At 70.4% G+C, this 25,114-nt stretch carries 27 protein-coding genes; 9 read left to right on the top strand and 18 right to left on the bottom strand.

Annotated elements, in window-relative coordinates:
- Positions 1–18: 18 nt before the first annotated feature.
- The gene (locus FHY03_RS14430) at positions 19–405 is read left to right on the top strand and encodes a response regulator (RefSeq protein ID WP_183921357.1); all 387 of its coding nucleotides are present in this window, start codon (positions 19–21) and stop codon (positions 403–405) included.
- 95 nt (positions 406–500) lie between these two features.
- Here the strand turns inward: FHY03_RS14430 and FHY03_RS14425 are convergent, their stop codons facing one another.
- Complete coding sequence (locus FHY03_RS14425) at positions 501–1,352, bottom strand: class I SAM-dependent methyltransferase (RefSeq protein ID WP_183919607.1); 852 nt, start codon at positions 1,350–1,352, stop codon at positions 501–503.
- 50 nt (positions 1,353–1,402) lie between these two features.
- Between FHY03_RS14425 and FHY03_RS14420 the strand changes: the two genes are divergently transcribed.
- Genes FHY03_RS14420 through FHY03_RS14410 form a run of 3 tightly spaced genes read left to right on the top strand, consistent with a single transcriptional unit; the run spans position 1,403 to position 2,841 of the window.
- Entirely contained in the window at positions 1,403–2,113 is a 711-nt protein-coding gene (locus tag FHY03_RS14420) for a ComF family protein (protein WP_183931485.1), read from the top strand.
- A gap of 31 nt (positions 2,114–2,144) precedes the next feature.
- The gene (gene grxC / locus FHY03_RS14415) at positions 2,145–2,402 is read left to right on the top strand and encodes a glutaredoxin 3 (RefSeq protein ID WP_183919612.1); all 258 of its coding nucleotides are present in this window, start codon (positions 2,145–2,147) and stop codon (positions 2,400–2,402) included.
- 7 nt (positions 2,403–2,409) lie between these two features.
- The gene (locus FHY03_RS14410; protein WP_183931484.1) at positions 2,410–2,841 is read left to right on the top strand and encodes a DUF1178 family protein; all 432 of its coding nucleotides are present in this window, start codon (positions 2,410–2,412) and stop codon (positions 2,839–2,841) included.
- Here the strand turns inward: FHY03_RS14410 and FHY03_RS14405 are convergent.
- Positions 2,834–3,838 carry a sensor histidine kinase gene (locus tag FHY03_RS14405; RefSeq protein ID WP_260159061.1) on the bottom strand — a complete coding sequence of 335 codons (1,005 nt, stop codon included), beginning with the start codon at positions 3,836–3,838 and terminating at the stop codon, positions 2,834–2,836. The genes FHY03_RS14410 and FHY03_RS14405 overlap by 8 nt on opposite strands.
- Positions 3,839–3,939: 101 nt before the next feature.
- Here FHY03_RS14405 and FHY03_RS14400 point away from each other — a divergent pair, with 101 nt between their 5' ends.
- Positions 3,940–4,260 carry a hypothetical protein gene (locus FHY03_RS14400; RefSeq protein WP_183919616.1) on the top strand — a complete coding sequence of 107 codons (321 nt, stop codon included), beginning with the start codon at positions 3,940–3,942 and terminating at the stop codon, positions 4,258–4,260.
- Positions 4,260–4,742, top strand: a complete 483-nt coding sequence (locus FHY03_RS21125) for a hypothetical protein (protein ID WP_260159060.1) — start codon at positions 4,260–4,262, stop codon at positions 4,740–4,742. The genes FHY03_RS14400 and FHY03_RS21125 overlap by 1 nt, the downstream gene beginning before the upstream one ends.
- A 12-nt stretch (positions 4,743–4,754) precedes the next feature.
- On the opposite strand, the gene FHY03_RS14390 is transcribed toward FHY03_RS21125, so the two are convergent.
- Together FHY03_RS14390 and leuA are read right to left on the bottom strand one after the other, a co-directional pair.
- Entirely contained in the window at positions 4,755–5,399 is a 645-nt protein-coding gene (locus FHY03_RS14390; protein WP_311721762.1) for an HAD-IA family hydrolase, read from the bottom strand.
- Positions 5,396–7,054, bottom strand: a complete 1,659-nt coding sequence (gene leuA / locus FHY03_RS14385) for a 2-isopropylmalate synthase (RefSeq protein ID WP_183931483.1) — start codon at positions 7,052–7,054, stop codon at positions 5,396–5,398. Before leuA ends, FHY03_RS14390 begins: the two co-directional genes overlap by 4 nt.
- 252 nt (positions 7,055–7,306) lie before the next feature.
- Between leuA and FHY03_RS14380 the strand changes: the two genes are divergently transcribed.
- Positions 7,307–7,696, top strand: a complete 390-nt coding sequence (locus FHY03_RS14380; protein ID WP_183931482.1) for a BLUF domain-containing protein — start codon at positions 7,307–7,309, stop codon at positions 7,694–7,696.
- Between the two features lie 144 nt (positions 7,697–7,840).
- Here FHY03_RS14380 and FHY03_RS14375 read toward each other — a convergent pair whose 3' ends face one another.
- From FHY03_RS14375 to miaA, 6 genes are all read right to left on the bottom strand, one after another.
- Positions 7,841–8,458, bottom strand: coding sequence for a YceI family protein (locus tag FHY03_RS14375; protein WP_183931481.1), 618 nt, complete (start codon positions 8,456–8,458; stop codon positions 7,841–7,843).
- An 86-nt stretch (positions 8,459–8,544) separates the two neighbouring features.
- Positions 8,545–9,357 carry a hypothetical protein gene (locus FHY03_RS14370; protein ID WP_183931480.1) on the bottom strand — a complete coding sequence of 271 codons (813 nt, stop codon included), beginning with the start codon at positions 9,355–9,357 and terminating at the stop codon, positions 8,545–8,547.
- A gap of 57 nt (positions 9,358–9,414) precedes the next feature.
- Positions 9,415–10,434: a ketol-acid reductoisomerase gene (gene ilvC / locus FHY03_RS14365; protein ID WP_183919626.1), complete on the bottom strand. Its 1,020-nt coding sequence runs from the start codon at positions 10,432–10,434 to the stop codon at positions 9,415–9,417.
- Positions 10,435–10,550: 116 nt separating this feature from the next.
- The gene (gene ilvN / locus FHY03_RS14360) at positions 10,551–11,066 is read right to left on the bottom strand and encodes an acetolactate synthase small subunit (protein WP_183919628.1); all 516 of its coding nucleotides are present in this window, start codon (positions 11,064–11,066) and stop codon (positions 10,551–10,553) included.
- A 138-nt stretch (positions 11,067–11,204) separates the two neighbouring features.
- Positions 11,205–12,953, bottom strand: coding sequence for an acetolactate synthase 3 large subunit (locus tag FHY03_RS14355; RefSeq protein ID WP_183919630.1), 1,749 nt, complete (start codon positions 12,951–12,953; stop codon positions 11,205–11,207).
- A 53-nt stretch (positions 12,954–13,006) separates the two neighbouring features.
- On the bottom strand, positions 13,007–13,933 hold the full coding sequence (gene miaA / locus FHY03_RS14350; RefSeq protein ID WP_183931479.1) for a tRNA (adenosine(37)-N6)-dimethylallyltransferase MiaA: 927 nt from the start codon (positions 13,931–13,933) through the stop codon (positions 13,007–13,009).
- Here miaA and serB point away from each other — a divergent pair.
- Positions 13,932–14,810 (top strand): phosphoserine phosphatase SerB, encoded by an 879-nt coding sequence (gene serB, locus FHY03_RS14345; RefSeq protein WP_183919635.1) that lies wholly within the window; start codon positions 13,932–13,934, stop codon positions 14,808–14,810. The genes miaA and serB overlap by 2 nt on opposite strands.
- 261 nt (positions 14,811–15,071) lie before the next feature.
- Here serB and FHY03_RS14340 read toward each other — a convergent pair whose 3' ends face one another.
- Genes FHY03_RS14340 through FHY03_RS14315 form a run of 6 tightly spaced genes read right to left on the bottom strand, consistent with a single transcriptional unit; the run spans position 15,072 to position 21,591 of the window.
- A complete protein-coding gene (locus tag FHY03_RS14340) occupies positions 15,072–16,145 on the bottom strand; it encodes a glycosyltransferase (RefSeq protein WP_183931478.1) in 1,074 nt (357 codons plus the stop codon).
- Positions 16,142–17,230 (bottom strand): glycosyltransferase, encoded by a 1,089-nt coding sequence (locus tag FHY03_RS21355; RefSeq protein WP_183919639.1) that lies wholly within the window; start codon positions 17,228–17,230, stop codon positions 16,142–16,144. The genes FHY03_RS14340 and FHY03_RS21355 overlap by 4 nt, the downstream gene beginning before the upstream one ends.
- Entirely contained in the window at positions 17,227–18,342 is a 1,116-nt protein-coding gene (locus FHY03_RS14330; RefSeq protein WP_183919641.1) for a glycosyltransferase, read from the bottom strand. Before FHY03_RS14330 ends, FHY03_RS21355 begins: the two co-directional genes overlap by 4 nt.
- Positions 18,339–19,406, bottom strand: coding sequence for a glycosyltransferase family 4 protein (locus tag FHY03_RS14325; protein WP_183931477.1), 1,068 nt, complete (start codon positions 19,404–19,406; stop codon positions 18,339–18,341). Before FHY03_RS14325 ends, FHY03_RS14330 begins: the two co-directional genes overlap by 4 nt.
- Before the next feature lie 14 nt (positions 19,407–19,420).
- On the bottom strand, positions 19,421–20,482 hold the full coding sequence (locus FHY03_RS14320) for an SDR family NAD(P)-dependent oxidoreductase (RefSeq protein ID WP_183931476.1): 1,062 nt from the start codon (positions 20,480–20,482) through the stop codon (positions 19,421–19,423).
- Positions 20,479–21,591: an NAD-dependent epimerase/dehydratase family protein gene (locus FHY03_RS14315; RefSeq protein ID WP_183919646.1), complete on the bottom strand. Its 1,113-nt coding sequence runs from the start codon at positions 21,589–21,591 to the stop codon at positions 20,479–20,481. The genes FHY03_RS14320 and FHY03_RS14315 overlap by 4 nt, the downstream gene beginning before the upstream one ends.
- A gap of 184 nt (positions 21,592–21,775) precedes the next feature.
- Between FHY03_RS14315 and FHY03_RS14310 the strand changes: the two genes are divergently transcribed.
- Positions 21,776–22,375, top strand: a complete 600-nt coding sequence (locus FHY03_RS14310; protein WP_183931475.1) for a histidine phosphatase family protein — start codon at positions 21,776–21,778, stop codon at positions 22,373–22,375.
- Between the two features lie 90 nt (positions 22,376–22,465).
- Here the strand turns inward: FHY03_RS14310 and FHY03_RS14305 are convergent, their stop codons facing one another.
- Complete coding sequence (locus FHY03_RS14305; RefSeq protein ID WP_183931474.1) at positions 22,466–24,562, bottom strand: TonB-dependent receptor domain-containing protein; 2,097 nt, start codon at positions 24,560–24,562, stop codon at positions 22,466–22,468.
- Positions 24,563–24,670: 108 nt separating this feature from the next.
- Entirely contained in the window at positions 24,671–24,913 is a 243-nt protein-coding gene (locus tag FHY03_RS14300; protein WP_183921363.1) for a hypothetical protein, read from the bottom strand.
- Positions 24,914–25,114: the final 201 nt, after the last annotated feature.

Genomic DNA, 25,114 nt, shown 5'->3' with positions numbered 1-25,114 from the left:
GATCCGGAAGTGACCGCACTGACGGCTTTGTTCATCGAGGACGACCGGATGAACCGCCGCGTCGTGCGCGACATGCTCGACGTCGCGGGCGTCGCCATGGTCGAGGCGGAGAGCGCGGAACTCGGGCTCGAGCTGATCGACCGCGACGATTTCGACGTGATCCTGGTCGATCTGCGCATGCCGGGCATGGACGGCATCACCGCGATCCGCCACATCCGCGCGCGTCATGATATAAAGGCGCGGCTGCCGATCATCGTCGTCACCGCGGACACCGCCGTCGACCTGCGTCAGCGCTGCCTGGAGGCGGGCGCGGACGACGTGATCTTCAAGCCGGTCGCGATGGACGCCCTGTTCGATTCGATGGGTCGGCTGCTCGCCGAGGACGATGACGACGAGCTGATCTGAGGCGGTCGTCGCGACACGCCTGCGACTGCGACGGCCACTTGCCTAGGGCAGGAGCTGGGCGATCCTCGTGAAGCTCCTGAGAGCAGTGGAACGGCTCACGCCCCCGGCGCGCGTTCGCCACCACCGCGCAGCGCCGCAGCCAATGACGCGCTCGCGCTGCCGCGCCGCGCCGGCTTGGGCTGGTCGGGTGATGGCGCCCAGCCGGTGAGAAAGACCAGGTCGAAACGCTCGCGCACGCGGCCGTCGACGTCGGCGCGCGCCGCGAAGGCACCGGCGGCGCGGGCCAGCGTGTCGCGGCGCAGCGGGTGGCGATCGACCAGCGCGTTGCTCGACGCCATACCGCGCAGATCCTCGAGCAGCCGGCCGAGCCCGCCATAGCCGACGCTCAGTGTCTCGACGTCGGCGACCGGCAGCGCGAACCCCGCCCGCATCAGCAGGTCGCCTGCCGAACGCACGTCGACGAGCGGATGGAGCCGCGCCACCGCTGGCTCCTCCGCGCCGCGAAAGGCCGCCCGTAGCTGCGCCAGGCTGCCCCCGCCGACGAAGGCGCCGAGGAACAGCCCGTCAGGGCGGAGCGAGCGACGCGCCAGCGCGAGCGCGCCGGGCAGGTCGCTGACGCCGTCGAGCGTGCCGGCAGCGACGACGAGGTCGAACGACTCGTCGGCGAAGGGCAGGCGGTCCTCGTCGCCCTGCACGCCGCCCGCGTCGCGCGCGAAGGCGAAGCCGGGATCGACCCGCGCCACGCGGGCGCCTGGCGGCGGCGTATAATCGCCGCGGAAGCAGCCGAGATCGAGCACGTCGGCGAAGTCGCGCTTCACCGCGTCGAGCCGGTCGGCGATGCCGTCGAGCATCGCGGCACGGAGGAAATCGTGCGCGCCGAAGTCGGCGGCGGCACGGTCGCGGTGCCGGCGGCGCGCGGCGCGGTCGAAGATCTCGGGAGGCTGCATGGGTCGCCCGACGGCTTGTGCCCGCTCGCGGCGGCGCCCACAAGCGCGACGTGCTCACGCGGCTGATCGATCAGGTGCTGCCGCCGCGCTGCCCCGGCTGCGGCGCTATCGTCTCGGCGCAGGGGCGCTTCTGCGCCGAGTGCTGGGCGACGCTCCACTTCCTCGGGCCGCCCTGGTGCGTGACGTGTCACCTGCCGCTCGCCGCCGCGGCGGGGGCCGGCGCGCGCTGCGACGACTGCCGCGCCGCACCGCCGCACCATGCCGGGGTCCGCGCAGCCGTCGCTTATGGTGAGGTGGCGCGCACGCTCGCGCTGCGGCTGAAGCACGGCGGCCGCGCCGCTTACGCCGTCACCGCGGCGCGGCTGATGGCGCGCTGGGTGCCGGCGGACGCCACGGTGCTGGTGCCGGTGCCGCTGCATCGCTGGCGGATGTGGTCACGCGGCTACAACCAGGCCGCGCTGATCGCCGCCGCCGTCTCGCGGGTTAGCGGCGTGGCGTGGCATCCGCGACTGCTCGAGCGCCACCGCGCCACGCCGATGCTGCGCGAGCGTGGCGCGGGCGAGCGGCATCGCGCCGTAGCGGGTGCCTTCCGCGTGCCCGAGCGTCGCCGCGCGCGGGTCGCTGGCGCGCATGTCGTGCTGGTCGACGACGTCTACACCAGTGGCGCCACCGCCGACGCCTGTACCGCGACGCTGCTCGCCGCCGGTGCGGCACGGGTGACGGTGCTGGTCTGGGCCCGCGTGCTGCCGCGAACCGATTGACAGCGCGGGGGCGCGACCACAATTAGGTGGCATGGCACGGGTCGAGATCTACACCAAGGCGTTCTGCCCTTATTGTTCGCGCGCGATGAACCTGCTCGCGCGCAAGGGCGTGTCGGTCGAGGAGACCGACATTGGGGTACAACGCGACAAGCGCGCCGAGATGATCGGGCGCGCGTCAGGTCGCTCGACGGTGCCGCAGATCTTCATCGACGGCGTCCATGTCGGCGGCTCCGACGATCTCGCCGCGCTGGAGCGCGCGGGCAAGCTCGACGCGATGCTCGCCGCCTGAGCGGCACGTGATCGTCTTCGACCTTCGCTGCGCGCGGGCGCATGTGTTCGAGGCGTGGTTCGCCTCTACCTCGGCCTATGAAGAGCAGCGCGCGCGTCGCCTCGTCGCCTGTCCGACCTGCGGTGAGACCGGGGTAGAGAAAGCCGTGACGGCGCCCAACGTCGGCGCCAAGAGCAATCGCGGTCGCGCCGAGGCGCCGCCGGCGTCGCAGGCCGAGGCGCTCCGCAAGCTGGTGGCGCTTCAGGCCGAGCTGCTGCGCCGGTCGCGTTGGGTCGGCGGCGACTTCGCCGCCGAGGCGCGCGCGATGCACGAGGGCGAGCGGCCCGAACGCGCGATCCACGGTCAGGCGAGTGCGGCCGAGGTCAGCGAGCTGGTGGAGGAGGGAGTTCCGATCGCACCGCTGCTCTTTCCCGTGGCGCCCCCCGATCAGGTCAACTGAGCCCCTGTCCCACGCGATCGGGGATCACCAATCGCAGCGCGGCACCGCCCGGTCGCTCACAGAGGCTGAGCGTGCCACCGATCTGTCGCGCCAAGGTGCGTGATACGCGCAGGCCGAGGCTGGAGGCGGCATCGAGCGCGAAATCGGGCGGTAGGCCTTCTCCGTCGTCGGCGATGACGAGGGCAATCGCACCCGCCTCGCGGGTCACCGTCACCGCGATGCATCCGCTCGTCCGACCGTCGAAGCCGTGCTCGACCGCGTTGGCGATCCCCTCGGCGAGGATCAGCGCGAGCGGTATGGCCACGTCGGGCGCGAGGACGATCCCGGGGGCGACGCGCAACAGGTGGCGAACCCCCGGCTTGCCGCCCGCGGCCATGACGTCGTCCACCAGCTGGGCGAGGAAGCTATCGAGCGCGACCGGGCTGCCATCGCTGCCATAGAGCTGGCGCTGTATCCGCCCGATCAGCTCGAGCTTGTGGGCCGCCTCACTCAAGGGGGCGCGGGCGAGCGCATCGCTCACATCCCGCGCGTGATGGTGGAGCACGGCGCCGACCATCTGCAGGTTGTTGGCGACGCGATGCTGCAACTCGCGGAAGAGAAGCTCGCTGCGGTCCGCCAGCGCCTCGTTGCGCTCGCGCTCGGCGCGCAGGCGACGATTGGCACGCTGAAGCCAGAGGATCAGCAGCACGTCCAGCCCAACCACGGCGGCATAGAATAACAGCGCGACCCACGTCCCGCCCTGGAGGGCGAAGCTGCGATACGGTGGGATGAAATAATACCAGGCCAGCAGCCCGCACAGCAGCCCGGCGATCGCCCCCGCGCGCGCGCCGAAGAGGAACGACGAGAGGATTACCGCTGGGAAGAAGGTCAGATAGGGAAAGCCGGGTGGGAAAAGATCGTCGAGTGCGAGGCGCAGTCCGGCTGCGGCCAGCGAGAGCGTCACCGCGCCCACCAAGCCGACGAGCCCTCTCCCGCTGCCATACGGCAGCCGGTCCATGATCCGAGGGCTCACCCCATCTGTCGTTTGCCCCCAAGCCCGGTTGATACCGTCGCGGCCCTGTCTACCAGCGCGGCGAGACCCTGTCATCGCGCGGTCACATGAGCCAGATCAGTCGTCGGGGTGATCCATTTCAGCCGTTTGTTTTTGAACGCTTATCGAGCCGCGACGTTGACCCGCTCACGTGCTCCACGGTGCGTGTCGAAGGAGGTCAGGTCATGCCGATCGAGTCGATCGAAGGTAAGCCACGCGGGGCCGCCATGCTCTTCGCCATCGGCGTTCTGGTCGCGCTCCTCGTCTATGCGGTCAAATGGCGGGTCGCGCCGGCGAGCGGGCCGGACAACGTGCTGGTGTTCGCGCTGGTCGGCGGTGCGATCGGTTGCGCCGTCGCGGTGGTCCGCGACTGTCGGGAGCGAGGGTGATGGGTGGCGACGGCTTCCGGCTCTACGGCACCGCCGATCCCGAGAACAACCAGACGCCGCCGGCAGGCGGGATGCGCGGCGAAGGAAACGCGATCCCCGAGGGCAGCGATGAATCGCTCACCCATGAGATGACGTCGAGCGACGGCCGCGTGCTCACGCTGGACGAGCAGTCGGGTGTCAGCTTCGTCGAGGCGAGCGGCCGCGCGGGCGAACGCGCGAGCGCGGCGGAGCCGGTGCGGAGCGCGGGACCGGGTTGGGGCACGCTCCTGCTCGCTGGCACACTCGGCTTCCTGTTGGGCCGCCGTGCGACGCGACCACGAGGCGTGGCATCGCCAACCCGACTCGCGCCGCGGCCGGTGCGCGACGCCGGGCCGGGGAGCATGGCCGATGCCGGGCCGCCCGGCTGGGACAGGGTCGACGAGGGATCGGACGAGTCCTTTCCAGCGAGCGACCCGCCTTCTTATGCTACGCCCGGGCGCTGAGCGTGGACGCCCTCAGAACCCGTCGAGCACCAGCCGATCCTGTTCCAGCGCGGCGGTGAGCGCGTCATAGCCGCCGACCTGGCGCCAGCGTGTGTCGAGCGGTTCGTGGTGGGTCGCCGAGATCACCATCACGTCGGCACCCGCCGCCTCGGCCGCGGCGATACCCGCGGGTGCGTCCTCCCAGACGAGGCACTCGCGCGCGTCGACTCCGAGCCGCTCGGCGGCGAGCAGGAAGCAGTCCGGCGCCGGTTTGCCGCGCTCCACGTCGTCGGCCGTGACCATCACCGCCGGCGCGGTCACGCCGGCGGCCCGTAGCCGGACCTCGGCGAGCGAGCGCGGCGCGGAGGTGACGATCGCCCAGCGCTCGGGCGGCAGCGCCGCGGTGAAGGCTGCAGCGCCGGCGATCTCGACCACGTCGGCGACATCGTCGATCTCTGCCTGGAGCAGCAGCTCGAACTCGCGCTGCGGGTCGACCCCGGGCGGGGCGAAGCGGCGGATCGTCTCGATCGCCTTCACGCCGTGCATCACGCGCATCAGCTCGTGGACGTCGACGCGGTGGCGCTCGGCCCAAGCGGTCCAAGCGCGCACCGCCGAGGGGATCGAGTTGATCAGCGTCCCGTCCATGTCGAACAGGAAGGCGGCGTAGCGGCGCGTCACGCGCGGTTCGCCGCGGAGAGCACGGCGCGGACGCTCGCGGTGGCGATGTCGCTATCGATGCCGACGCCCCAGACGGTGCGTCCGTCGGAGGTGCGACACTCGAGATAGGCCGCCGCCTGCGCGCCCGCGCCGTGGCCGATCGCGTGCTCGGCATAGTCGACCACGTCGAGCGTCGGCCCGGTGCTGTCGGCCAGCGCGGCGATCACGCCCGAGATCAGACCGTTGCCGCGGCCCGACAGCGAGCGCTCCTCGCCGTCGATAGCGATGCGGCCGACGAAGACGCGCTCGCCCGCGGCGCCGCTCTCGTCATAGTCGCGCAGTACGAAGCGGTCGCTCTCGCCGGGCAGATAGGCGCGCTCGAACGCGCCCCAGATATCGGCGGCGTTGAGCTCGCGGCTGGTCTCGTCCGCCAGCGCTTGGACGTGGCGGCTGAAGTCGGCCTGGAGCCGCTTGGGCAAACGCAGCCCTTTGTCCTGCTCGATCACCCAAGCGACACCGCCCTTGCCCGACTGCGAGTTGACGCGGATCACCGCCTCGTAGCTGCGCCCGAGGTCGGCCGGGTCGATCGGCAGATAGGGGACTTCCCACAGCCCGTCGTTGCGCGCGCCCTGTGCGGCGAAGCCCTTCTTGATCGCGTCCTGGTGCGAGCCCGAGAAAGCGGTGAAGACGAGATCGCCGGCATAGGGCGTGCGCGGGTGGACCGGGATGTTGGTGGCATATTCCACCGTCTTCACGATCGCGTCGATGTCGGAGAGGTCGAGCCGCGGGTCGACGCCCTGTGTGTACATGTTGAGCGCGACCGTCACGAGGTCGCAGTTGCCGGTGCGCTCGCCGTTGCCGAGCAGGCAGCCCTCGACCCGGTCGGCGCCGGCCATGATGCCGAGCTCCGCCGCGGCGACGCCGGTGCCGCGGTCATTGTGGGTGTGGAGCGAGATCACCGCGGCGTCGCGCTGACGCAGGTGGCGCGCGAACCATTCGATCTGGTCGGCATAGACGTTGGGCGTCGCGCACTCCACCGTGGCGGGCAGGTTGAAGATGATCGGCGCCTCGGGTGTCGGCGCCAGCACCTCGGCGACCGCCTCGCAGACCTCGAGCGAGAAATCGAGCTCGGCGGTGGAGAAGGTCTCGGGCGAATATTCGAACTGCCAGCGCGTGTTCGGGCGCTTGGCGGCCTCGTCGCGCAGCACCTTGGCGCCGTCGACCGCGATCCTTTTCACCTCGTCGCGCGACATGCCGAAGACGATCTTGCGCCACGCCGGGCTGACCGCGTTGTAGAGGTGGACGATCGCGCTGTGCGCGCCCTCCAGGCTGGCGAAGCTGCGCTCGATCAGGTCGCGGCGCGACTGGGTGAGCACCTGGATCTGCACGTCCTCGGGCACGCGATCGTCGCGGATCAGGCCCGAGATAAAGTCGAACTCGGTCGCGCCGGCGGAGGGAAAGCCGACCTCGATCTCCTTCAGTCCCACCTTCACCAGCAGGTCGAAGAAGCGCGTCTTCTTCTCGGCGTCCATCGGGTTGATCAGCGCCTGGTTGCCGTCGCGCAGGTCGGTGGAGAGCCAGCGCGGCGCGCGCGTGATCGTCGCGGATGGCCAGCGCCGGTCGGGCAGGTCGACGGGAGGGAAGGGGCGGTATTTGGTCGCGGGGTCGCGCAGCATGACGGTGGCTCTCTCGACAGGAGCGGAAGGGGAGACGGTCCAGCCCTTAGGCGCGGCGCGACGGGCGCGCGAGCGGTGACGCGCCTAAGGGCGCGTAAGTCGAAGCAGCAGGGCGAAGCCGCGGGCCATGGTCATCGCTGGCCTGAGTAGCGCGCGCCGCCGGGGCTTGTCCAGCGCGGCGATCTGCGCGGGATATCTTGAGTGAAAAGAAACCTTTGTGGGCGAGAGAGGAGCCGTACGAGGGAGTTCATCATGTTGCAGCTGGTCTATATCAGCACCGCCGTCGGTCACGTCGCCACCGCGTCGATCCTAGCGGAATCGCGCGCCAACAACACGCGTGATCGGATCTCGGGCCTGCTGTTCAGCGACGGAAGGCGCTTCCTCCAGGCGCTGGAGGGCGAGCCGGCGATGGTGGAGCGCGCCTTCGCGCGCATCGGCGCCGACCCGCGCCACCGCGCGTTGGTCGTGCTGTCGCGGCGGGAGGTGGCCCAGCGCGAGTTCGGCGACTGGGCGATGGCCGAGCGCGTCCCCGGCTCGGACGGCGAGGCGTTCACGCGCCGCGTCGCTGCCCTCGTCGCCAACGCGTCGCCCGCGGTGCGCGCGACCTTCGACAGCTTCGCGCGGCTGCAGCGCGCGGCGTGATAGCCACTTTCGGCCCACTTCCGGCGTCATCCTGAACTTGTTTCAGGATCCACCGTCCCGCAGGTGCCGCAACAACAGCATGAGCGGCACAGTGGATCCTGAGACGAGCTCAGGATGACGCCAGGGTTGGAGAGAGGACCCCGTCTACGCGGTGAAGGCGGCGTTGACGTTGAGCTTCACCGTGTCCGACACTGCCGGCGCGGCATAGCCGAGGCCGAAGTCGCTGCGCTTGATCGTGCCCGTGCCGACGAAGCCGAAGTTCGCCTTCTTGCTCATCGGATTGTCGCCCGCGCCGACGAAGGTGACGTCGAGCGTGACCGGCTTGGTGATGCCCTTGATCGTCAGCTCGCCGGCGACCACCGCCTTGTTCGCGCCGCGCGGCGTCACCGACGTCGAGACGAAGCGCGCCGTCGGATTGTTGGCCGCGTCGAAGAAGTCCTTCGACTTGAGGTGATTGGCGAACTGCGGCGAGGTGACCGAGAGCTGATCGACCGCGAAGGTGACCTCCACCTTGGTAGCGGCGGGCTTCTTGGGATCGATCGTGATCGAGCCGCCCGCGGCGCCGAACTGGCCCTGCAGCATCGAGAAACCGAGGTGGTTCACCTCCCAGGTCACCTGCGTGTGCGCGGGATCGACCTGATAGGTGCCCGCTGCGACGCGCGCGGCGCTCGGCTGGCCGGGCTGGCCCGGTGCGGTGGCGAGCTGCGCGGCGGCGGGAACGGCGAGCGCGGCGACCAGGCCGGCGACGAGAAGATGACGCATGTTGCTTCCTCCTGTGAGGCGCCTCTTGCACCATAGTATCGCGCGGGCGGCTAGGGGCCGCGGCGAAACAGAGGTTTTCGGCGCGCTCATTCGCCGCCGGACGAGTCGGGCGACGTTTCGCCCGGCGCGTGCTCGACGGTGATGTCGAAGCGGATGCGGACCCAGGCGCCGATCAGCGGCTGGCCACCGCGACGCGGCGGCCGCACCAGGAACTGCCATCCCGCCTGGCGCAGCCCACGCGCGATCCCGGAGCCGGGCGACTCGCCGAGCTCGCGACAATCCTCGACGTGGAAGCGCGGCGCGGTGCGGCAGGCGATCATGCCCCAGCCGGCGCGACCGCGCGGCATGTACGGGCTCGTCTCCGCGCGCGTCGGCCTGCGGTACCATTCCGCGGCATACAACGGCTCGCCGCCGGGGCCGGCGCCGACCGAGGGGGTGTCGTCGCCCGCCCCCGCGCTGGCGCTCTGCTGCCCCTCCGCGCCCGAGCCGGGGGCGGGCGCGGTACCCTTGATCTTGCCGATGTCGGAGGCGGCATAGTCGCTGCGGCTGAGGATCATCACGCCGGGTAGCTTCAGCTCGGCCAGCGGCGGGGGCGGCGCCTCGGCAGCGCGCTCGACCGGGCGCTCGCGCGCGGCCGGGGCGGTGCGCTGACGGCCCGACTGGCGCGCGCGCTCGGTCCGCTTGGTCGCGGCGGTCTCGGCGCGCTGGCCCTGCGCGCTCACGTCGAAGGTGCTGAGGGGGCGATGGTCGCCGAAGTCGCCGCGCACCACGCCGCCCATGCGCAGCAGCGCGTAGAGCAGCAGCGCGGCGATGCCGAGCGCGAGCGCCCAGGAGATGGCGCGGCTGCCGGTGTCGGCGCGCGTGCGATACGACGAGTCTCGGTACGTCGCCGTCCGCATCGCGCGCGCCTACAGGAGCGCGCGCGCGGCTTCAATCCGCCGCGCGCGCTCCGAGCGTCAGTTGCGCTCCTTGTCGACCAGCTTGTTGGCGCCGATCCACGGCATCATCGCGCGCAGCTCGCTGCCGACCTGCTCGATCTGATGGCGCTTGGCGGCGATGCGGCTGGCCTTCAGCTCGGGCTGGCCGGCGCGATTGTCGAGCACGAAGTCGCGCACGAAGCGGCCCGACTGGATGTCGGCCAGCACTCGCTTCATCTCCTTCTTGGTCTCGTCGGTGATGATGCGCGGGCCGGTCTTGATGTCGCCGTACTCGGCGGTGTTCGAGATCGAGTAGCGCATGTTGGCGATGCCGCCCTCGTACATCAGGTCGACGATCAGCTTGAGCTCGTGCAGGCACTCGAAATAGGCCATCTCGGGGGCGTAGCCGGCCTCGACCAGCGTCTCGAACCCGGCCTGGACCAGCGCGGTCGCGCCGCCGCAGAGCACCGCCTGCTCGCCGAACAGATCGGTCTCGCACTCCTCGCGAAAGTTGGTCTCGATGATGCCCGAGCGGCCGCCGCCCACGCCCGAGGCATAGGCCAAAGCGACGTCATGCGCGTTGCCGCTAGCGTCCTGGTGGATTGCGATAAGGCAGGGGACGCCGCCGCCGCGGACATATTCGGAGCGGACGGTGTGGCCCGGGCCCTTGGGCGCGATCATGATGACGTCGATGTCAGCGGGCGGCTCGATCAGGCCGAAATGCACGTTGAGCCCGTGCGCGAAGGCGAGCGCGCTGCCGGGCTTCATGTTGCCCTTGAGGTCGCTCTCCCAGATCGCGGCCTGGTGCTCGTCGGGGGCGAGGATCATCAGCACGTCGGCCCAGGCCGCGGCCTCCTTGTTGGCAAGCACCTTGAAGCCGGCGTCCTCCGCCTTCTTCGCCGACGCGCTGCCCGGGCGGAGCGCGATCGCGATATCCGTCACGCCCGAATCGCGCAGGTTCTGCGCGTGCGCGTGGCCCTGCGAGCCATAGCCGAGGATCGCGATCTTCTTGCCGGTGATCAGGTTCAGATCGGCGTCGCGATCGTAGTAGACCTTCATTTCTTTTCTTCCCTCTGCTCGTCGTCATCCCGGCGCAGGCCGGAATCCAGGACCGCGGACGGCGGCGCGTGTGGACCTGGGCCCCGGCCTACGCCGGGGCGACGGTTCAAAATAGCTTACGCCGCCTCGGCGCCGCGCGCGATCGCGACGATGCCGGTGCGCGCCACCTCGACCAGACCGACCTCGCCCATCAGCTCGACGAACTTGTCGATCTTCTCGATCGTGCCGGTGACCTCGAACACGAAGGAGGCGATCGTCGCGTCGACGACGCGCGCGCGATACACCTCGGCGAGGCGCAGCGCCTCGATCCGGTGGTCGCCGCTGCCTGCCACCTTCACCAGCGCCAGCTCACGCTCGACGTGCGCGCCGCGCGCGGTGAGGTCGGTGACTTGGTGGACCGGCACCAGCCGCTCGAGCTGCGCGACGATCTGCTCGAGCGTCGCCGGGCTGGCGGAGGTGACGATGGTGATCCGGCTCACCGCCTTGTCGAGCGTGATCTCGCTGACGGTGAGGCTCTCGATATTGTAGCCGCGGGCGGTAAACAGGCCGGCGATCCGTGCGAGGATGCCGGGTTCGTTGTCGACGATCACCGCCAGCGTGTGCCGCTCGGCCTTCTCTTCTCGTATCTGCATCAGTCCTCCCCGGAACGGGGAGGGGGACCAGCCGCAGGCTGGTGGAGGGGGGCCTCCACAAGCGCTGCGTTCGCGTGGCACCCCCTCCACCATGCTCCGCATGGTCCCCCTCCCCGTTCCGGGGAGGAGTGAAAGGGTTTACACCAGCGCCTTGGCCTCGTCGTCCATCGTCCCCGAGACCTCGTTGGCCTGGAGGATCATGTCGGTGTGCGCCGCGCCCGATGGGATCATCGGGAAGCAGTTGGCCAGCTTGGCGACCATGCAGTCGACCATCACCGGCCCGTCGTGCGCGAGCATGTCGGCGATGCCCTGCTCGAGCTGGTCGGGATGCTCGATACGGATCCCCTTCCAGCCATAGGCCTCGGCCAGCTTGACGAAATCGGGCAGCGAGTCGGAATAACTTTCCGAGTAGCGGCTCTCATAGGTGAGCTCCTGCCATTGGCGCACCATCCCCATATATTCGTTGTTGAGGATGAAGACCTTCACCGGCAGCCGGTATTGCGTAGCGGTGGCGAGCTCCTGGATGTTCATCTGGATCGACGCCTCGCCGGCGATGTCGATCACCAAAGCGTCAGGGTTGCCGAGCTGCGCGCCGATCGCCGCGGGCAGGCCATAGCCCATCGTGCCGAGCCCGCCCGAGGTGAGCCACTTGTTGGGTGCCTCGAAGCCGAAATGCTGCGCCGCCCACATCTGGTGCTGGCCGACCTCGGTGGTGATGATCGGGGCACGCGCGTGCGTCGCCTCCCACAGAGCGCGGACCGCGCGCTGCGGCATGATCTCGCTGCGGCTCTCGGGAAAGCTGAGCGACTTCTTGGCGCGCCACGACTCGACCCGCTGCCACCAGTCGGCGAGATCGGGGCGCGGGTGCTGCCGCTCGCGCCACACGCGCACCATGTCGGCGAGCGCGTGGCCGGCGTCGGCGACGATCGCCAGGTCGATCCGCACGGTCTTGTTGATGCTCGACCGGTCGATGTCGATGTGGACCTTGCGGCTGTTGGGCGAGAAGGCGTCGAGCCGCCCGGTGACGCGATCGTCGAAGCGCGCGCCGACGTTCACTACCAGGTCGGCCTGGTTCATCGCCATATTGGCCTCGTAGGTGCCGTGCATGCCGAGCATGCCGAGCCACTGCGGTCCGGTCGCGGGATAGGCGCCCAGGCCCATCAGCGTCGAGGTCACCGGCGCGCCGGTGAGATGCGCCAGCTCGACCAGCAGCTCGGACGCGCGCGGGCCGGCGTTGATGACGCCGCCGCCAGTGTAGAACACCGGGCGCTCGGCGGCGGCGAGCATGTCGACCACCTGCTCGATCAGCGCCGGGTCAGCGGCGAGCGCGGGGCGGTAGGTCTTGTGCTGAATCGGGCCGGGCGCGCCGTAGGCGGCGGTGGCGACCTGGACGTTCTTGGGAATGTCGACCACGACCGGGCCGGGGCGGCCCGAGGTGGCGATGTGGAACGCCTCGTGGATCACCGGGCCGAGCCGCGCCGGGTCCTTCACCAGATAATTGTGCTTGGTGCAGTGGCGCGTGATGCCGACCGTGTCGGCCTCCTGGAAGGCGTCGCTGCCGATCAGGTTGGTCGGCACCTGACCGGTGATCACCACCATCGGGATCGAGTCGAGCAGCGCGTCGGTGATGCCGGTCACCGCGTTGGTGGCGCCCGGGCCTGAGGTGACGAGGACCACGCCGGGCTTGCCGGTCGAGCGCGCATAGCCCTCGGCGGCGTGCGTCGCGGCCTGCTCGTGCCGGACGAGGATGTGCTTGATCCGCTGCGAGCGGAACAAGGCGTCGTAGATCGGCAGGACGGCGCCGCCCGGATAGCCGAACACGACCTCCACGCCGAGATCGCACAGCGCCTCGACGAGGATATCGGCTCCGCTCTTCTCGGTGGTCACGTCACGTCTCCTCAGTTGAAGTCGGGGCGCGCTACGGCATCGAAAGTTGCCCGTCAACACGCTTTCGAGAAATAAAATTCCAAAGTAGCGCTTCCGCTTCGGTTCCAGTGGGCGGGTGGCTGATGGCGGAACCAGGTGTATTGACGCTTGGCGTAGCGCCTGGTTGCGAGCTGCGCACGGGCGAGCGCCTCATCGCGGGTGATTGCCCCGGCCAGGTAAGCCGCGATCTCCGGCGCGCCGATCGCGCGCCGTACGGGCGCGTCCTCGGGCACGTCGGCGCGCCCAAGCAGCGCGGCCACCTCGTCGATCGCGCCCGCGGCGAACATCGTCTCCAGACGGGCGTCGCAGCGCGCGACCAGTCGCTCGCGCTCCGGCAGCAGCACCAGCGCGCTGAGATCGATCGTGGCGGCGATACCGCCGGTCCGCTCGCGCTGCCAGTCGGCGAGCGGGCGGCCGGTCGAGCGCACCACCTCGAGCGCGCGCGCCACCCGTGCGGCATCGCCCGGCGCGAGCCGAGCAGCGGCGGGCGCGTCCTCTCGCCCGAGCGCGGCGTGGGCCTCGGTCACCGGCAGCGAGCGAACCGCGCCGCGAACGACCGGGTCGATCTCGGGCACCGGTGCGATCCCGTCGAGCAGCGTGCGCAGGTAGAGGCCGGTACCACCGACCAGCACCGGGAGCCGGCCTTCCGCGTGCGCAGCGGCGATCGCGGCTCGGGCGTCTTCCGCCCAGCGCGCGGCCGAGCAGGCCTCCGCCCCGTCGACATAGCCGAACAGCCGATGCGGCACGCGCGCCTCGTCCGCCTCGGACGGCCGGGCGGAGAGCAGCCGCAGGTCGCGATAGACCTGGCTGGCGTCGGCGTTGATCACCACGCCGCCGACGCGCTCCGCGAGCTCGATCGCCAGCGCGCTCTTGCCGCTCGCGGTCGGCCCTGCGATGAGCGCGACCCGCGGTTTCCGACAAATCTCAGGGGAAGAACCCATGTTCACGGCGACGCTGATAGCAGCCGGGCGGCTGACGCCCAATATCGTCGCCGCGGCGCAGGAGCGGCTCGCCGCGGCGGGCTGCGCGCCGACGACGCTCGGCTGGATCGACGAGGGCGACGCCGCGGACCTTCACTTCGAGCTCGCCCCCGCCGACGCGCGCGCGGGGCTGGAGGGGCTTTTCGAGGCGGTCGACGTGGTGGTCCAGCCGCGCGAGACCCGGCGCAAGATGCTGCTCGTCGCGGACATGGACTCGACCATGATCACGGTCGAGTGCATCGACGAGCTCGCCGATTATGCCGGGCTCAAACCGCAGATCGCCGCGATCACCGAGCGCGCGATGCGCGGCGAGCTGGACTTCGAGGCGGCGCTCGACGCGCGCGTCGGGCTGCTCAAGGGACTGCGCGGCAGCGTGATCCAGGAATGCCTCGACGAGCGCGTGCGGCTGATGCCCGGCGCGACCACGCTGGTGCGGACGATGCGCGCGTGGGGGGCGACGGCGGTCCTGGTGTCGGGCGGGTTCACGCGCTTCGCCGAGCCGGTGGCGAACGCGATCGGCTTCCACCGCGCGATCGCCAACGTGCTCGAGCTGGAGGATGGCGTGCTGACCGGGACGGTGGCCCGCCCGATCGTGGGCGCGGCGACCAAGCGGACGACGCTGCTGGAGACTCGCGCCGCACTGGGGCTGGCGGATAGCGCGACGCTGGCGGTGGGCGACGGCGCCAACGATCTCGCGATGATCGAGGTGGCGGGGCTGGGCGTCGCCTATCGCGCCAAGCCGATCGTCGCCGCGGCCGCGGCGGCGCGGGTGGAGCATGGCGACCTCGCCGCGCTGCTCTGGGCGCAGGGCGTGCCAAAGGCGGAGTGGGTGGCGTAGGAGCGGATTTCTCGGTCATTCCCGCCCTGAGCGGGACCTTTCCGACCGCCCGTCATTCCGGACTTGTTCCGGGATCCAGTTTTCCGCGCACATGACGGCCGATGAGTTCGCGGGACGGTGGATCTCGGAACAAGCTCGGGATGACGGTAGAGGGGGAGGAACGATCCGCGACATTCCGAAGGTCGCCTCGAGCCGGATGACGCTGGTTCTCCCTCGTCCTTGAGCGCGGCCGTGCTCCTGCGTCCGCAGGAGTGCACGGGATCACGCCGCGACCGCCTCCCGCTTCGCCGCCATCGCCTCTTCCAGATGCGCCTCCAGCTCGGCCGCGCGGTGGACCGCGGTATGCTCCGCAAGCACGCGCTCGCGCCCGGCGGCGCCCATTGCGGCGAGATCGTCGCGTGCCAGCATCGCCTCGACGTCCTCGGGCGTGTCCGCCAGCACGATCTCGCGCCCGGGCGTCAGCAGCTCCTCGATCCCCTTCCATCGGTCCGAGACGATCGGCGTGCCGCAGGCGGTCGCCTCGAACAGCCGCACCGAGGGCGACCAGCCCGCCGCGATCATGTCGGCGCGGGTCACGTTGAGCGTGGCGCGGCTCGCCGAGTAGAAGTCGGGGTGGTCGGCGGGGGGCAGATGCTCGATCCGCTCGACGTTGGCGGGCCAGTCGATGTCGTCGGGATATTGCGGCCCCGCGACGACGAAGCGCATGTCCGGGTGGCGCCGCGCCGGCTCCAGCAGCAGCCGGTCGAGCGTCGGCTGGCGATCGATGCTGTAGGTGCCGAGATAGGAGAGGTCCCACCGCGTCGCCGCGCCGGTCGGGCGGTAGCGCTCGGCGTCGACCGAGCAGTAGAGCGCGCGCGCCGCCGGGCTGCCGTAGCGGTGCTCGATCAGCCGCAGCGTCGGACCGCCGGTGAAGGAGCAATAGACGTCATAGCCCGGGATCACTTCGGGCGAGACATAGTCGCACGTGCCAGCCTCGACCTTGGCGAGCGTCACCGGCGTATCGATGTCGTAGAAGGCGGTGACACCGGTCGCCCAATCCTGCACCAGCCGCGCGACCGCGATGCCGTCGGGCACGTAAGAACCGACCATCACCGCGTCCGCCTCGGCGATGACGTCGCGCCAGTCGGCGAGCGCCTCGAGCGAGTCGTACAGCTCCAACCGGCAGTAATCGGGCGCGGGCTCGTCCCGGTGCGACGCGTACCAGGGCATGTCGCGCTCGAGAAACAAAATCTGGTGGCCGCGCGCGGCATAGGCCTGGAGCAGCGCGCGGAAGGTGGTGGCGTGGCCGTTGCCCCAGGAGGAGCTGAGCGACAGGCCGAGGACGACGAGCCTCATGCCGCCACCCGCTCGCGCGCGGCATGCGCCTGGAAGAGCGCGTCGACCTGGGCGCCGCGCAGGTCATAGGTGTGCTCGGCGAGCACGCGCTCCAGCGCGGCATTGCCGATCGCGCGGGCGCGATCGGGCGTGAGCGCGGCGAGATGGTCGGCGACGTCCTGCCCGTCCCGCGCCACCAGCACCTCGCGGTCGGGTGCGAGGAACAGCTCGATCCCCTCCCACGCGTCGGTGATCAGGCACGCTGCCGCCCCCGCCGCCTCGAACACCCGCGTCGCAGGGGAGAAGCCGACATGCGCCATCGAGTCGCGCGCGACGTTAAGCACCGCCCGCGGCGTGCAATTGAAGGCGTTGTGCTCCGCGGTAAAGACATGGCCGCGGTGACGCACGTTGGCGGGCATTGCCTTGCTGTCCCAGCCGTTGCCGCCGATCAGGAAGCTTTGATCGGGCAGTGCCGCCGCGGGGCGCAGGAAGAATTCTTCCACGCGCGCCTCGCGATCTGGCAGGCGGTTGCCGAGGAAAGCGAGGTCGCAGGCGAAGCGTTCGTCCCGCGGGACCGGGTGGTGCGTGGTGGGATCGAGCGCGTTGTAGACCGGCACGCACTCGGCCGCGCCGAAGCCGCGATAGGCGTCGACCACCGGCGCACCGCCGCCATAGGTGAGCACCATGTCGATCGACGGCAGCGCGGCGCGCACCGGATGGTCGGCGTCGGCGCGCATCTCGTCGAGCGTCGCGGCGGCGTCGACGTCCCAGAAGATCTTCAGCGCGCCCGGCCGCGCCGCGGCGGTGACGCCCTCGAGCAGCTCGCGGTCGAACACGCCGACGCCATTCGCCTTCACGACGATGTCCGCCTCCGCCGCCTCGGCGACCACCGCGCGCATCGCCTCGACCGTCGCGGGATAGACGACCGACTTGGCGTAGGGCGGTGGATCGATGTCGCGGTGCTGCTGGCGCTCGAACGCGTCGGGTTCGTAGAAGGTGATGTCATAGCCGCGTTCGGCGAGCGCGCGCAGGATGCCGCGATAATAGGTCGCGGCGCCGTTCCAATAGGACGACACGAGGCTGGAACCGTAGAAAGCGATCTTCACGCGGCGGTGCTCCGGGCAGCGGAAAGGGAGGGGGCATCGAGGCGATCGAGGATGGCGAGCAGCTCGTCGACGCGGTGCGCGCAGGTGTGGCGGGCGAGGATGGTCTCGAGCCCCGAACGCGCCAGCGCGGCCCGCAGGTCGGGATCGTCGCGCAGGACGGTCAGCATGCGTGTCATCGCGGCGCCATCGGCGGCGAACAGGAAGTCCTCGCCGGGGCGGAACAGATGCTCGGCGTCGTCCCACGGCGCGGAGACGAGCGGGATGCCGCAGGCGAGCGCCTCGAACACGCGGATCGTCGGGATGCCTGGCAGGATCGTGGTGTAATAGCGCCGCGGCACATGCACCGTTGCCAGCGCGCGCGCGAAGATGGCGGGCGCGGCGGCGTTGGGCGCCCAGCCGTGATAGCGCGCGCCGTAGCGCGCCAGCATCGCCTTGCCCTCGTCGGGGTAGCGCACGCCGTAGATATCGAGCGGCAGCGCGGCGTCGCGCGCCGGAGCGAGCAGGAACTGCTCGATCTCGGCGGTGCGCTCGCCGTCGCCCCAGTTGCCGATCCACACCAGGCCGGACCGCTCGCCCTCGACCGGGAAGAAGCGGCGGGTGTCGGCGGCCTCGTGCCAGGTCCAGACGCGCTCGCCCCAGCCCCAGTCGCGATAGACGCGCGACAGCGCCTCGCCGAAGGCGAGCACCCCGTCGTAGCCGGACAGGTCGTAGGCGCGCATCTCCTCGGGCGCGCTGACCGCGCGGTGGTGCGTGTCGTGGAACAGCAGCGTGTACCTCGCTCCGGCCTTGCGGAGGTTGCCGAGCGCCGCGACCAAGCCATGGTCGTTCCACTCGTGGACGATCACCACGTCGGCGCCGTCGACCAGCGCGGCGGGGTCGACCTCCGCCGCGTAGCGCGACGACGAGAGTTCCGGATAAGCGGTGCGATAGGCGGCGAGCGCCTCCTCGCCATGGTCGCCGACCAGGTTGGCGCGACTCCAGCTGTCGGCGGGCTCGTGAACGCGGACGTCGTGCCCGCGCGCGATCAGCTCGGAGAGCACCCCGCGCAGGAAGTGCGCGTTGCCGTGGTTCCAGCAGGAGTCGAGGCTGTGCGTGAGGTAGACGATTCTCATGCCGCGACCTTGGAGCCGCCGTCGATCAGCCGGTCGTACAGCGTCGCCATGGCGCGGCGATTGCGCTCGGGCGTGTAGGTCAGCGCGCGGCGGCGCGCCAGCGCCCCGCGCGCGACCCGCAGCGGCACGTCGCCGGCCAGCTCCTCGATCGCCGCGGCGAAGCCGAGCGCGTCGTCCGCCGGCACGAAGGTGGCGACACCCTCCCACAGCTCGCGGAAGGTCGGGATGTCGGAGAGCACCAGCGGGCAGCCCGCCAGCGCCGCCTCGAGCACCGCCAGCCCGAACGGCTCGTACACCGCGGCCGATGCGAACACCGGGCGCGCCGAGAGGCACCCCGCGATCACCTCATCGCCGACATGGCCGAGCAGGTGGAGATGCTCGACGCGGGCGTGCTCGCCGTGCGGTCCGGTGGTCGCGCCCGCAGCCTTGAACGGGATGCCCAGCCGCGCCGCGGCGCGATCGAGCGTGGCGACGTTCTTGCCGCGGTCCCACAGACGGCCGGCGGTGAAGGCGAAGTCGTGCATCGGCCCGCTCGCAGGCGGCAGCGAGCGGCCGTTGTGGATGGCCAGCGGGATCGGCACCTTGGGATAGAGGCGGTAGACGGTCGCGGCGAGCGCGGTGCTCGGCGCCACGACGGCGTCGGCGCGTGCCAGCCCGCGTGCGACCAGATCGGTCTGCCAGCGGAGGCTCGGCGGCAGCGGCCCGTTGCCCGCCGCCTCCCACCAGCTCGCGACGCAGCTGTGCACCACCGCGATGACCGGCATGGCGAAGCTCGCCACGCCCAGCGCCGGCTGGTTGAGCTGGACCAGATCCGCGCCGCGCTCGCGCGCCAGCCGCGCCATCGCGTCGGCGGCGGCGATCACCTCGCGCGCGTCGGTCGCGAGCCAGTCGAGCGGCAGGCCGGTGTCGAGCAGGGTGACGCCCGCCTGATCGGCCTCGAGCCGCTGCGCGCGCGACGCGGCCGGGCCGAGCGAGGCAAGGTTGACCGCCCAGCCGTCGCGCACCAGCCCGCGCGCCAGCTCGATCGCATATTGCCACACGCCGCCGACCACGTCCGCGGTCATCAGCAATCGTCGTGTCACGCCGCGACCTCGATCCGCGGTGCGCTGGCGCCGCTCTCGTCGCGCTGCGCCTGGAGCCAGTCGGCCAGCGCCGCCACGCCGTCGCGCCAGTCGCGCCGTGCCGGCAGATCGAGCGCGCCGATCGCGGCGCGCGCGTCGGCGACGAAATAGCGCTGGTCGCCCGCCCGCCAGTCGGACAGGCGCAGGTCGACGGGGCGGCCGATCAGCGCGGCGATATGGTCGAGCAGCCGACGCAGACTGACCGCGTTGGCGGGCCCACCGCCGAGGTTGAACGCGCGCCCCGCGACCTGATCGATCCGCTGCCACGCCGCGACATAGGCGTTCACCGCGTCGCGCACGTCGAGGATATCGCGCACCTGATGGCCGTCGCCATAGAGCGTGATCGATTGTCCATTGAGCGCGCGAATCAGGAAGTGCGCGACCCAGCCCTGGTCCTCGGTGCCCATCTGGCGCTGGCCGTAGATGCAGCTCATCCGGAAGACACAGGTCTTCAGCCCGAAGCTGCGGGCGTAATCGAGCACATATTGGTCCGCCGCGCCCTTAGACACGCCGTAGGGCGTGTGGAAGTCGAGCGCGCGCGCCTCGCCGATGCCGTGCGCGCGCACGTCGGCGTCGGTCGGGACATAGGCGCGGTCCTCGAGTGCGAAGTCGAGGTCGGCGAGATCGCCGTACACCTTGTTGGTCGAGGCGAAGATCAGCGGCACGTGCGGCGCTCGCGTGCGCAGCGCCTCGAGCAGCTGGAAGGTGGCGGTAATGTTGGTCGAGAAATCGTCCGCCGGGTCGTGGAGGCTGGTCGTCACCGCCACCTGCGCCGCGAAATGGAAGACGGCGCGCGACCGCGCCACCTCGTCGGCGAGGCGCGCGGTGTCGCGCACGTCGGCGTGGACGAAGCGGACGCGCTGGCCGTGGCGCTCTTGGAGCCAGGCCAGATTGCGCTCGACCCCAGCGCGAGCGAGTGCGTCATAGACGGTGACGTCATGCCCGTCGTCGGCGAGCCGGTCGACGAGGTTGGAGCCGATGAAGCCGGCCCCGCCGGTGACGAGGATCGGCGTCGTCATGCCACCAGCCCGCGCTTCTCGAGCTCGGCGCGCATCGTCGCGACCTTGTCGACCGCGGTCTGTTGCGCGACCCATTCGGCCAGCTCGGCGAGACCCTGGGTGAAGTCCTGCGTCGCCGCGAAGCCCAGCTTGTCCTGCGCCAGCGACGTGTCGCAGAAGCAATGTCGAATGTCGCCGATGCGCGCCTTGCCGACGATCTCGGGGGTGAGATCGTTCTTGCCCATCGCGCGTGCCAGTTCGGTGGCGACCTCGGTGACCGAGCGGTCGTGGCCGGAGCCGATGTTGAACGTGCCGCCCACCGCCTGCGGCAGCACCAGCGCGTCGGCGAAGGCGCGCGCCACGTCGGAAACATGGACGAAGTCGCGGCGCTGCTCGCCGTCCTCGAAGATCATCGGCTTCTGACCGTTGAGCAGGCGCGAGGCGAAGATCGCGAGCACGCCGGTATAGGGATTGGAGAGCGCCTGACCGGGGCCGTAGACGTTGAACAGCCGCAGGCAGACGCCCTCGATGCCGTAGGGCGCTGCCATGATGTGCGTGGTGCGCTCCTGGACGTATTTGTTGAGCGCGTAAATCGAGGCGAGATTCGGCTGCTTCCACTCAGGGGTCGCGACGGGGGCGAGCGGGCGCCCCTGCGCGTCGACCGGCTCCCAGTTGCTGAGCCCGTCGCGCAATCCCTTGCGCTCGGCGTCCTGCACCAGCGCACCGTCGGCGTCGCGGTACAGCCCCTCGCCGTAGATCGACATCGACGACGCCGTGACGACGCGGCGTACCGGCCGGTCGATCAGCTTCTCGAACAGCACCGCGGTGCCGACGTCGTTGGTCGAGGTGTAGCGCTCGACCTCGTACATCGACTGGCCGACGCCCACCTCGGCGGCGAGATGGATGACGCTGTCGACCCCGTCGAGCGCCTTGGTCACGACGTCGCCGTTGCGCACGTCGCCGCGGATCAGCTCGACCTCGTCGTTGAGGAGCGGGGGGCGTTCGACATCGCCGTGCACCTGCTCGATCAGGCTGTCGAGCACGCGCACCTTGTTGCCGCGAGCGAGCAGTTCGTCGGCGACGAAGCGACCGATGAACCCGGCGCCGCCGGTGATGAGAACCGTCTCCATTTCCACCCTCCCACTCGCTCGATCATTGGGGCCGCCCCGGACCGACTGATCGAGATCAACGACAAGCGGCCACGTTGCCGCTTGGTTACAGGGAGAGGAACATCTTCTACTTAGCTTGGTTCCCTAACTTATTGCGCAACCGAAATTTTCCTATGGTTTGCGCGAGTCGTGGTAAACGTGCGGCATGACACGCCTTCTGCTGCTCGCCCGCCACGGTAGCCATGCCGAGGTCGGCCATGTGCTCAGCGGCCGATCGGAGATCGCGCTGAGCACGCGCGGACATGATGAAGCGGCCGCGCTCGCGCGTCACCTCGCTGGCGTCGACGTGAGCGCGATCCGCGCCAGCCCGCGCCGACGTACGGTCGAGACCGCGGCGGCGGTGGCGCAGTCTCACGGGATCGACGTGGTCCATGCTCCGGCGCTCGACGAGATCGACTTCGGTGCTTTCACCGGCCGTGACTTCGCCTCGCTGGCAGACGATCCCGACTGGCAGCAGTGGAACGCGGAGCGCGGCAGCGCGCGTTGCCCCGGCGGCGAGACGATGGGCGAGGCAGTGGCGCGCGCGACCGGTTTCCTCGCCGCTGTCGGCGAGGGGACGACGCTGTGCGTCACCCACTGCGACATCATTCGCGGCGTGGTGGCGCACTGGCTCGGGCTAGGGTTCGAGCGAATGTTCCAGCTCGGCTGCGATCCGGGCTCGGTGACGACGCTGGCACTCGACGAGCGCGGCGGCGCGACACTGGTCGCGCTCAACGAGCGACCGCGCGACGATCTTCCCCGTTGATCGACGCGGGCCGGGGCCCAGGGCCACAAGCGGGTTGCTCGTGGCGCTGGGCTCCCGGCTTCGCAGGGGCACGCCGGCGCGCCCGCCGACTCAGATCCCGACCTTGAGCGTCACCCGCACGTCGCGTCCGGCGAGCGGGGCGAAGTCCTTGAGGAAGCTCGAGTGGCGCCGCGCGAGTACGTCGAAGATGTTGTTCGCCGACAGCAGGATGCTGGTGCGGTCGCTGGCGCTGCCGAAGGGATGGAAGGACAGCGACGCGTTCGTCATCGTGTAATCGTCGGTGCGCGTCTCGAACGCGGCGGTGCGGTTCTGCGGGAAGACATGCTCCACCTCGACCCGTCCGCCGAGCCGCTCGCCCTGCGCCTCGACGCCGCCGAGCACGCGCGCGGGCGGGATGCGCGGCACCGGCCCCTGGTCGACGATATTGGCGCGGACATAGTCGCCGAGCAGGTCGGCGTTGATTGTATAGCCGCCCACCTGCGCCAGCCGCAGCGAGGCATCCGCCTCGAAGCCGTAATAGCGCGCGTCCTGCTGCTGATATTGGAAGCAGGGCAGGTCGACATCGTCCGAGCGGGCCAGACAGACCGACTGGTCGACCTGGTTCTCCGAGATATAGTTGCTGAACCAGTTGTAATAGGCCGAGGCGTCGAGGCTGAAGCCGTCGCCGTGCGCGTGCAGCGTCGCCTCCAGGCCCCAGGATTTCTCCAGCCTGAAGTCGGGACTGCCGAGCTCATAGGCCTGGGTGCCGGCGTGCGGCCCGTTGGCGAACAGCTCCTCGGCGGAGGGGGCGCGCTCGGTGTGCGAGCCGTTGAGCCCGATGCGCACGTCGGGCGCGACCTCGTAGGAGGCGCCGAGCGACCCGGACAGCGCGTCGAACGAGCGGGTGCCGTTGAAGAAGCGCGTGTCCACGCCGGGCGCGCGCGCGGCAAGGTCGGTGGCCTCGTAACGCAGGCCGCCCTCGGCGCGGAAGCCGCCGAGCGACACCTGCTGCAGCGTGAAGAGGCCGACCTGGTTGGTCTCGTTGCGCGGCAGGAAGGCCTCATCACCCGCCACGTTGAACTGGCGGTTGAAAAACTGCACGCCGCTGGCGCCTTGCAAACCGCCGCGATTGGCCTGCACCAGCTCGAGCCGGCCCTCGAGGCCGTTGTTGTAGAAGGCGGTGCCGACGCTGCCGTCCTCCTCCAGCTCGAAGTGGCGATAGGTGGCGTGGCCGACGCGGACGCGGATGCGATCGAGGAAGCCGCCGCCGGTCTGCACCTCGCCGCGCAGGTCGACCCGGTTCTGGACGACGCTGAGCCGCGGCGCCTCCTGCTCCTGGCCGACCTCGGTGGCATAGCGGATCGGCACGCCGTACAGGCTGTCATAGTGGCTGTAGGACACGCCCAAGTTGCCCGTGTCGGTGATGATCGAGGCGCCGACCCCTGTGGTCCAGGTCTCCGCGGCCGAGTTGGGGAGCCGGTCACGCAGCCCGGCCGAGGCGGCGAAGTCGATCGGCTCGTCGCTGTCCTGCGGCAGACCGACCTGGCTCAGCGCAGCGGCGCGCGCCTGGGGCGACAGCAGATAGCCGCGCCCGGTACGCAGGTCGTCGCTCTTCAGGTAGGAGCCGTCGACGTGGAGCACGAGCGGCCCGGCGACCTGCGCGTCCGCCGCGGCGCCGACCGAGCGCTCGTCGGCGGCGCTGCCGTAGCTGCCAATCGCGTCGGCGCGATAGCCGTTCTCGGGGATGGCGCGCGGGATGCGACGGTCCACGACGTTGACTACGCCGCCGATCGCCGACGAGCCGTACAGCAAGGCCGAGGGGCCACGCAGCACCTCGACCCGCTCGGCCAGCAGCGGATCGATCACAACGGCATGGTCGACCGAAGTGTTCGAGACGTCGATCGAGCCGATGCCGTCGGTCAGCACGCGGATGCGGTCACCCTGGAAGCCGCGAAGGATCGGGCGCGAGGCGCTCGGGCCGAAGGAGGTGGCGGAGACGCCGGGAAGGCGCGCGAGTGTCTCGCCGATCGTCGGGCGAAGCTCGCGGGTCAGCTCCCTGCCGGTCAAGACCGAGGTGCCTTGCAGCACGTCCGACTCGCTCTGGCGGATCGGCGCGGTGACGATCACGTCGTCGGAGCGGTGCGGATCGCGCTGGCGGGTGGTACCGGCACCGCCGCTCGCATCGGCCTCGCTCGGGGCGGCAGGCAAGGGGTTGGTCTGAGCGCGGCGGGAGAGGCGAGCGGCGAAAGCGCGACCGCGGCGAGGAGGATCTTCTTCATGAACGACTCCGACTATAACCACCCCTCTAGCGCAATGTTACAACATATCAAGACCGGCTTCGCGGTCGTGCTCGTCGCGTTCCACCGCATCGAGTATCTTGCCGCCGGCGATGAAGACCACCCCGGTGCAAGCGGCAAACATCAGCCAGCCGCGCGCGCCAGGCAGGCGATGAACATAGCCGAAGCCGCGCTCTACCGCCCCGGTGGCGAGCGCGTAGATCACGAGAAAGGCTTCGAACTTGGTCTTGACCGCGAACAGGCGCTTGAAGCGGCGCCACAGGGAGGGGCGGGCGGGTGCGCTTCGGGATCGTGGCGGTGTGCGGCGGGTCACGCGTGGCTCATAAAGGTCGAAGGTCAATCAAGCGCAAAGATGAGGCGACAAGGTGCATAGCCTATATGCTGATCGTGCGCCGGCGAAGGTCGGGGCCCAGCTAGCAAGGCGGCGGTGAAGCTCACGGGTGCCACCCGACTCGGCCCCGGC

The sequence above is a fragment of the Sphingomonas sp. BK345 genome, assembly GCF_014193845.1.
In the GTDB taxonomy this organism is placed as follows: Bacteria; Pseudomonadota; Alphaproteobacteria; order Sphingomonadales; family Sphingomonadaceae; genus Sphingomonas.
The sequence above is the reverse complement of the archived record's forward strand: the minus strand, read 5'-3'. Positions and strand labels throughout refer to the sequence as shown.

Excerpts from the sequence above, each read along its gene's own strand:
- ilvN (WP_183919628.1), bottom strand. The coding sequence starts at position 11,066 with ATGCAGATACGAGAAGAGAAGGCCGAGCGGCACACGCTGGCGGTGATC.
- FHY03_RS14320 (WP_183931476.1), bottom strand. The coding sequence starts at position 20,482 with ATGACGACGCCGATCCTCGTCACCGGCGGGGCCGGCTTCATCGGCTCC.
- FHY03_RS14425 (WP_183919607.1), bottom strand. The coding sequence starts at position 1,352 with ATGCAGCCTCCCGAGATCTTCGACCGCGCCGCGCGCCGCCGGCACCGC.
- FHY03_RS14405 (WP_260159061.1), bottom strand. The coding sequence starts at position 3,838 with ATGGACCGGCTGCCGTATGGCAGCGGGAGAGGGCTCGTCGGCTTGGTG.
- FHY03_RS14325 (WP_183931477.1), bottom strand. The coding sequence starts at position 19,406 with ATGACCGCGGACGTGGTCGGCGGCGTGTGGCAATATGCGATCGAGCTG.
- FHY03_RS14340 (WP_183931478.1), bottom strand. The coding sequence starts at position 16,145 with ATGAGGCTCGTCGTCCTCGGCCTGTCGCTCAGCTCCTCCTGGGGCAAC.
- FHY03_RS14375 (WP_183931481.1), bottom strand. The coding sequence starts at position 8,458 with ATGCGTCATCTTCTCGTCGCCGGCCTGGTCGCCGCGCTCGCCGTTCCC.
- FHY03_RS14315 (WP_183919646.1), bottom strand. The coding sequence starts at position 21,591 with ATGGAGACGGTTCTCATCACCGGCGGCGCCGGGTTCATCGGTCGCTTC.
- serB (WP_183919635.1), top strand. The coding sequence starts at position 13,932 with ATGTTCACGGCGACGCTGATAGCAGCCGGGCGGCTGACGCCCAATATC.
- FHY03_RS14370 (WP_183931480.1), bottom strand. The coding sequence starts at position 9,357 with ATGCGGACGGCGACGTACCGAGACTCGTCGTATCGCACGCGCGCCGAC.
- FHY03_RS14330 (WP_183919641.1), bottom strand. The coding sequence starts at position 18,342 with ATGAGAATCGTCTACCTCACGCACAGCCTCGACTCCTGCTGGAACCAC.
- miaA (WP_183931479.1), bottom strand. The coding sequence starts at position 13,933 with ATGGGTTCTTCCCCTGAGATTTGTCGGAAACCGCGGGTCGCGCTCATC.
- FHY03_RS21125 (WP_260159060.1), top strand. The coding sequence starts at position 4,260 with ATGGGTGGCGACGGCTTCCGGCTCTACGGCACCGCCGATCCCGAGAAC.
- ilvC (WP_183919626.1), bottom strand. The coding sequence starts at position 10,434 with ATGAAGGTCTACTACGATCGCGACGCCGATCTGAACCTGATCACCGGC.
- grxC (WP_183919612.1), top strand. The coding sequence starts at position 2,145 with ATGGCACGGGTCGAGATCTACACCAAGGCGTTCTGCCCTTATTGTTCG.
- FHY03_RS14310 (WP_183931475.1), top strand. The coding sequence starts at position 21,776 with ATGACACGCCTTCTGCTGCTCGCCCGCCACGGTAGCCATGCCGAGGTC.
- FHY03_RS14400 (WP_183919616.1), top strand. The coding sequence starts at position 3,940 with ATGAGCCAGATCAGTCGTCGGGGTGATCCATTTCAGCCGTTTGTTTTT.
- FHY03_RS14380 (WP_183931482.1), top strand. The coding sequence starts at position 7,307 with ATGTTGCAGCTGGTCTATATCAGCACCGCCGTCGGTCACGTCGCCACC.
- leuA (WP_183931483.1), bottom strand. The coding sequence starts at position 7,054 with ATGCTGCGCGACCCCGCGACCAAATACCGCCCCTTCCCTCCCGTCGAC.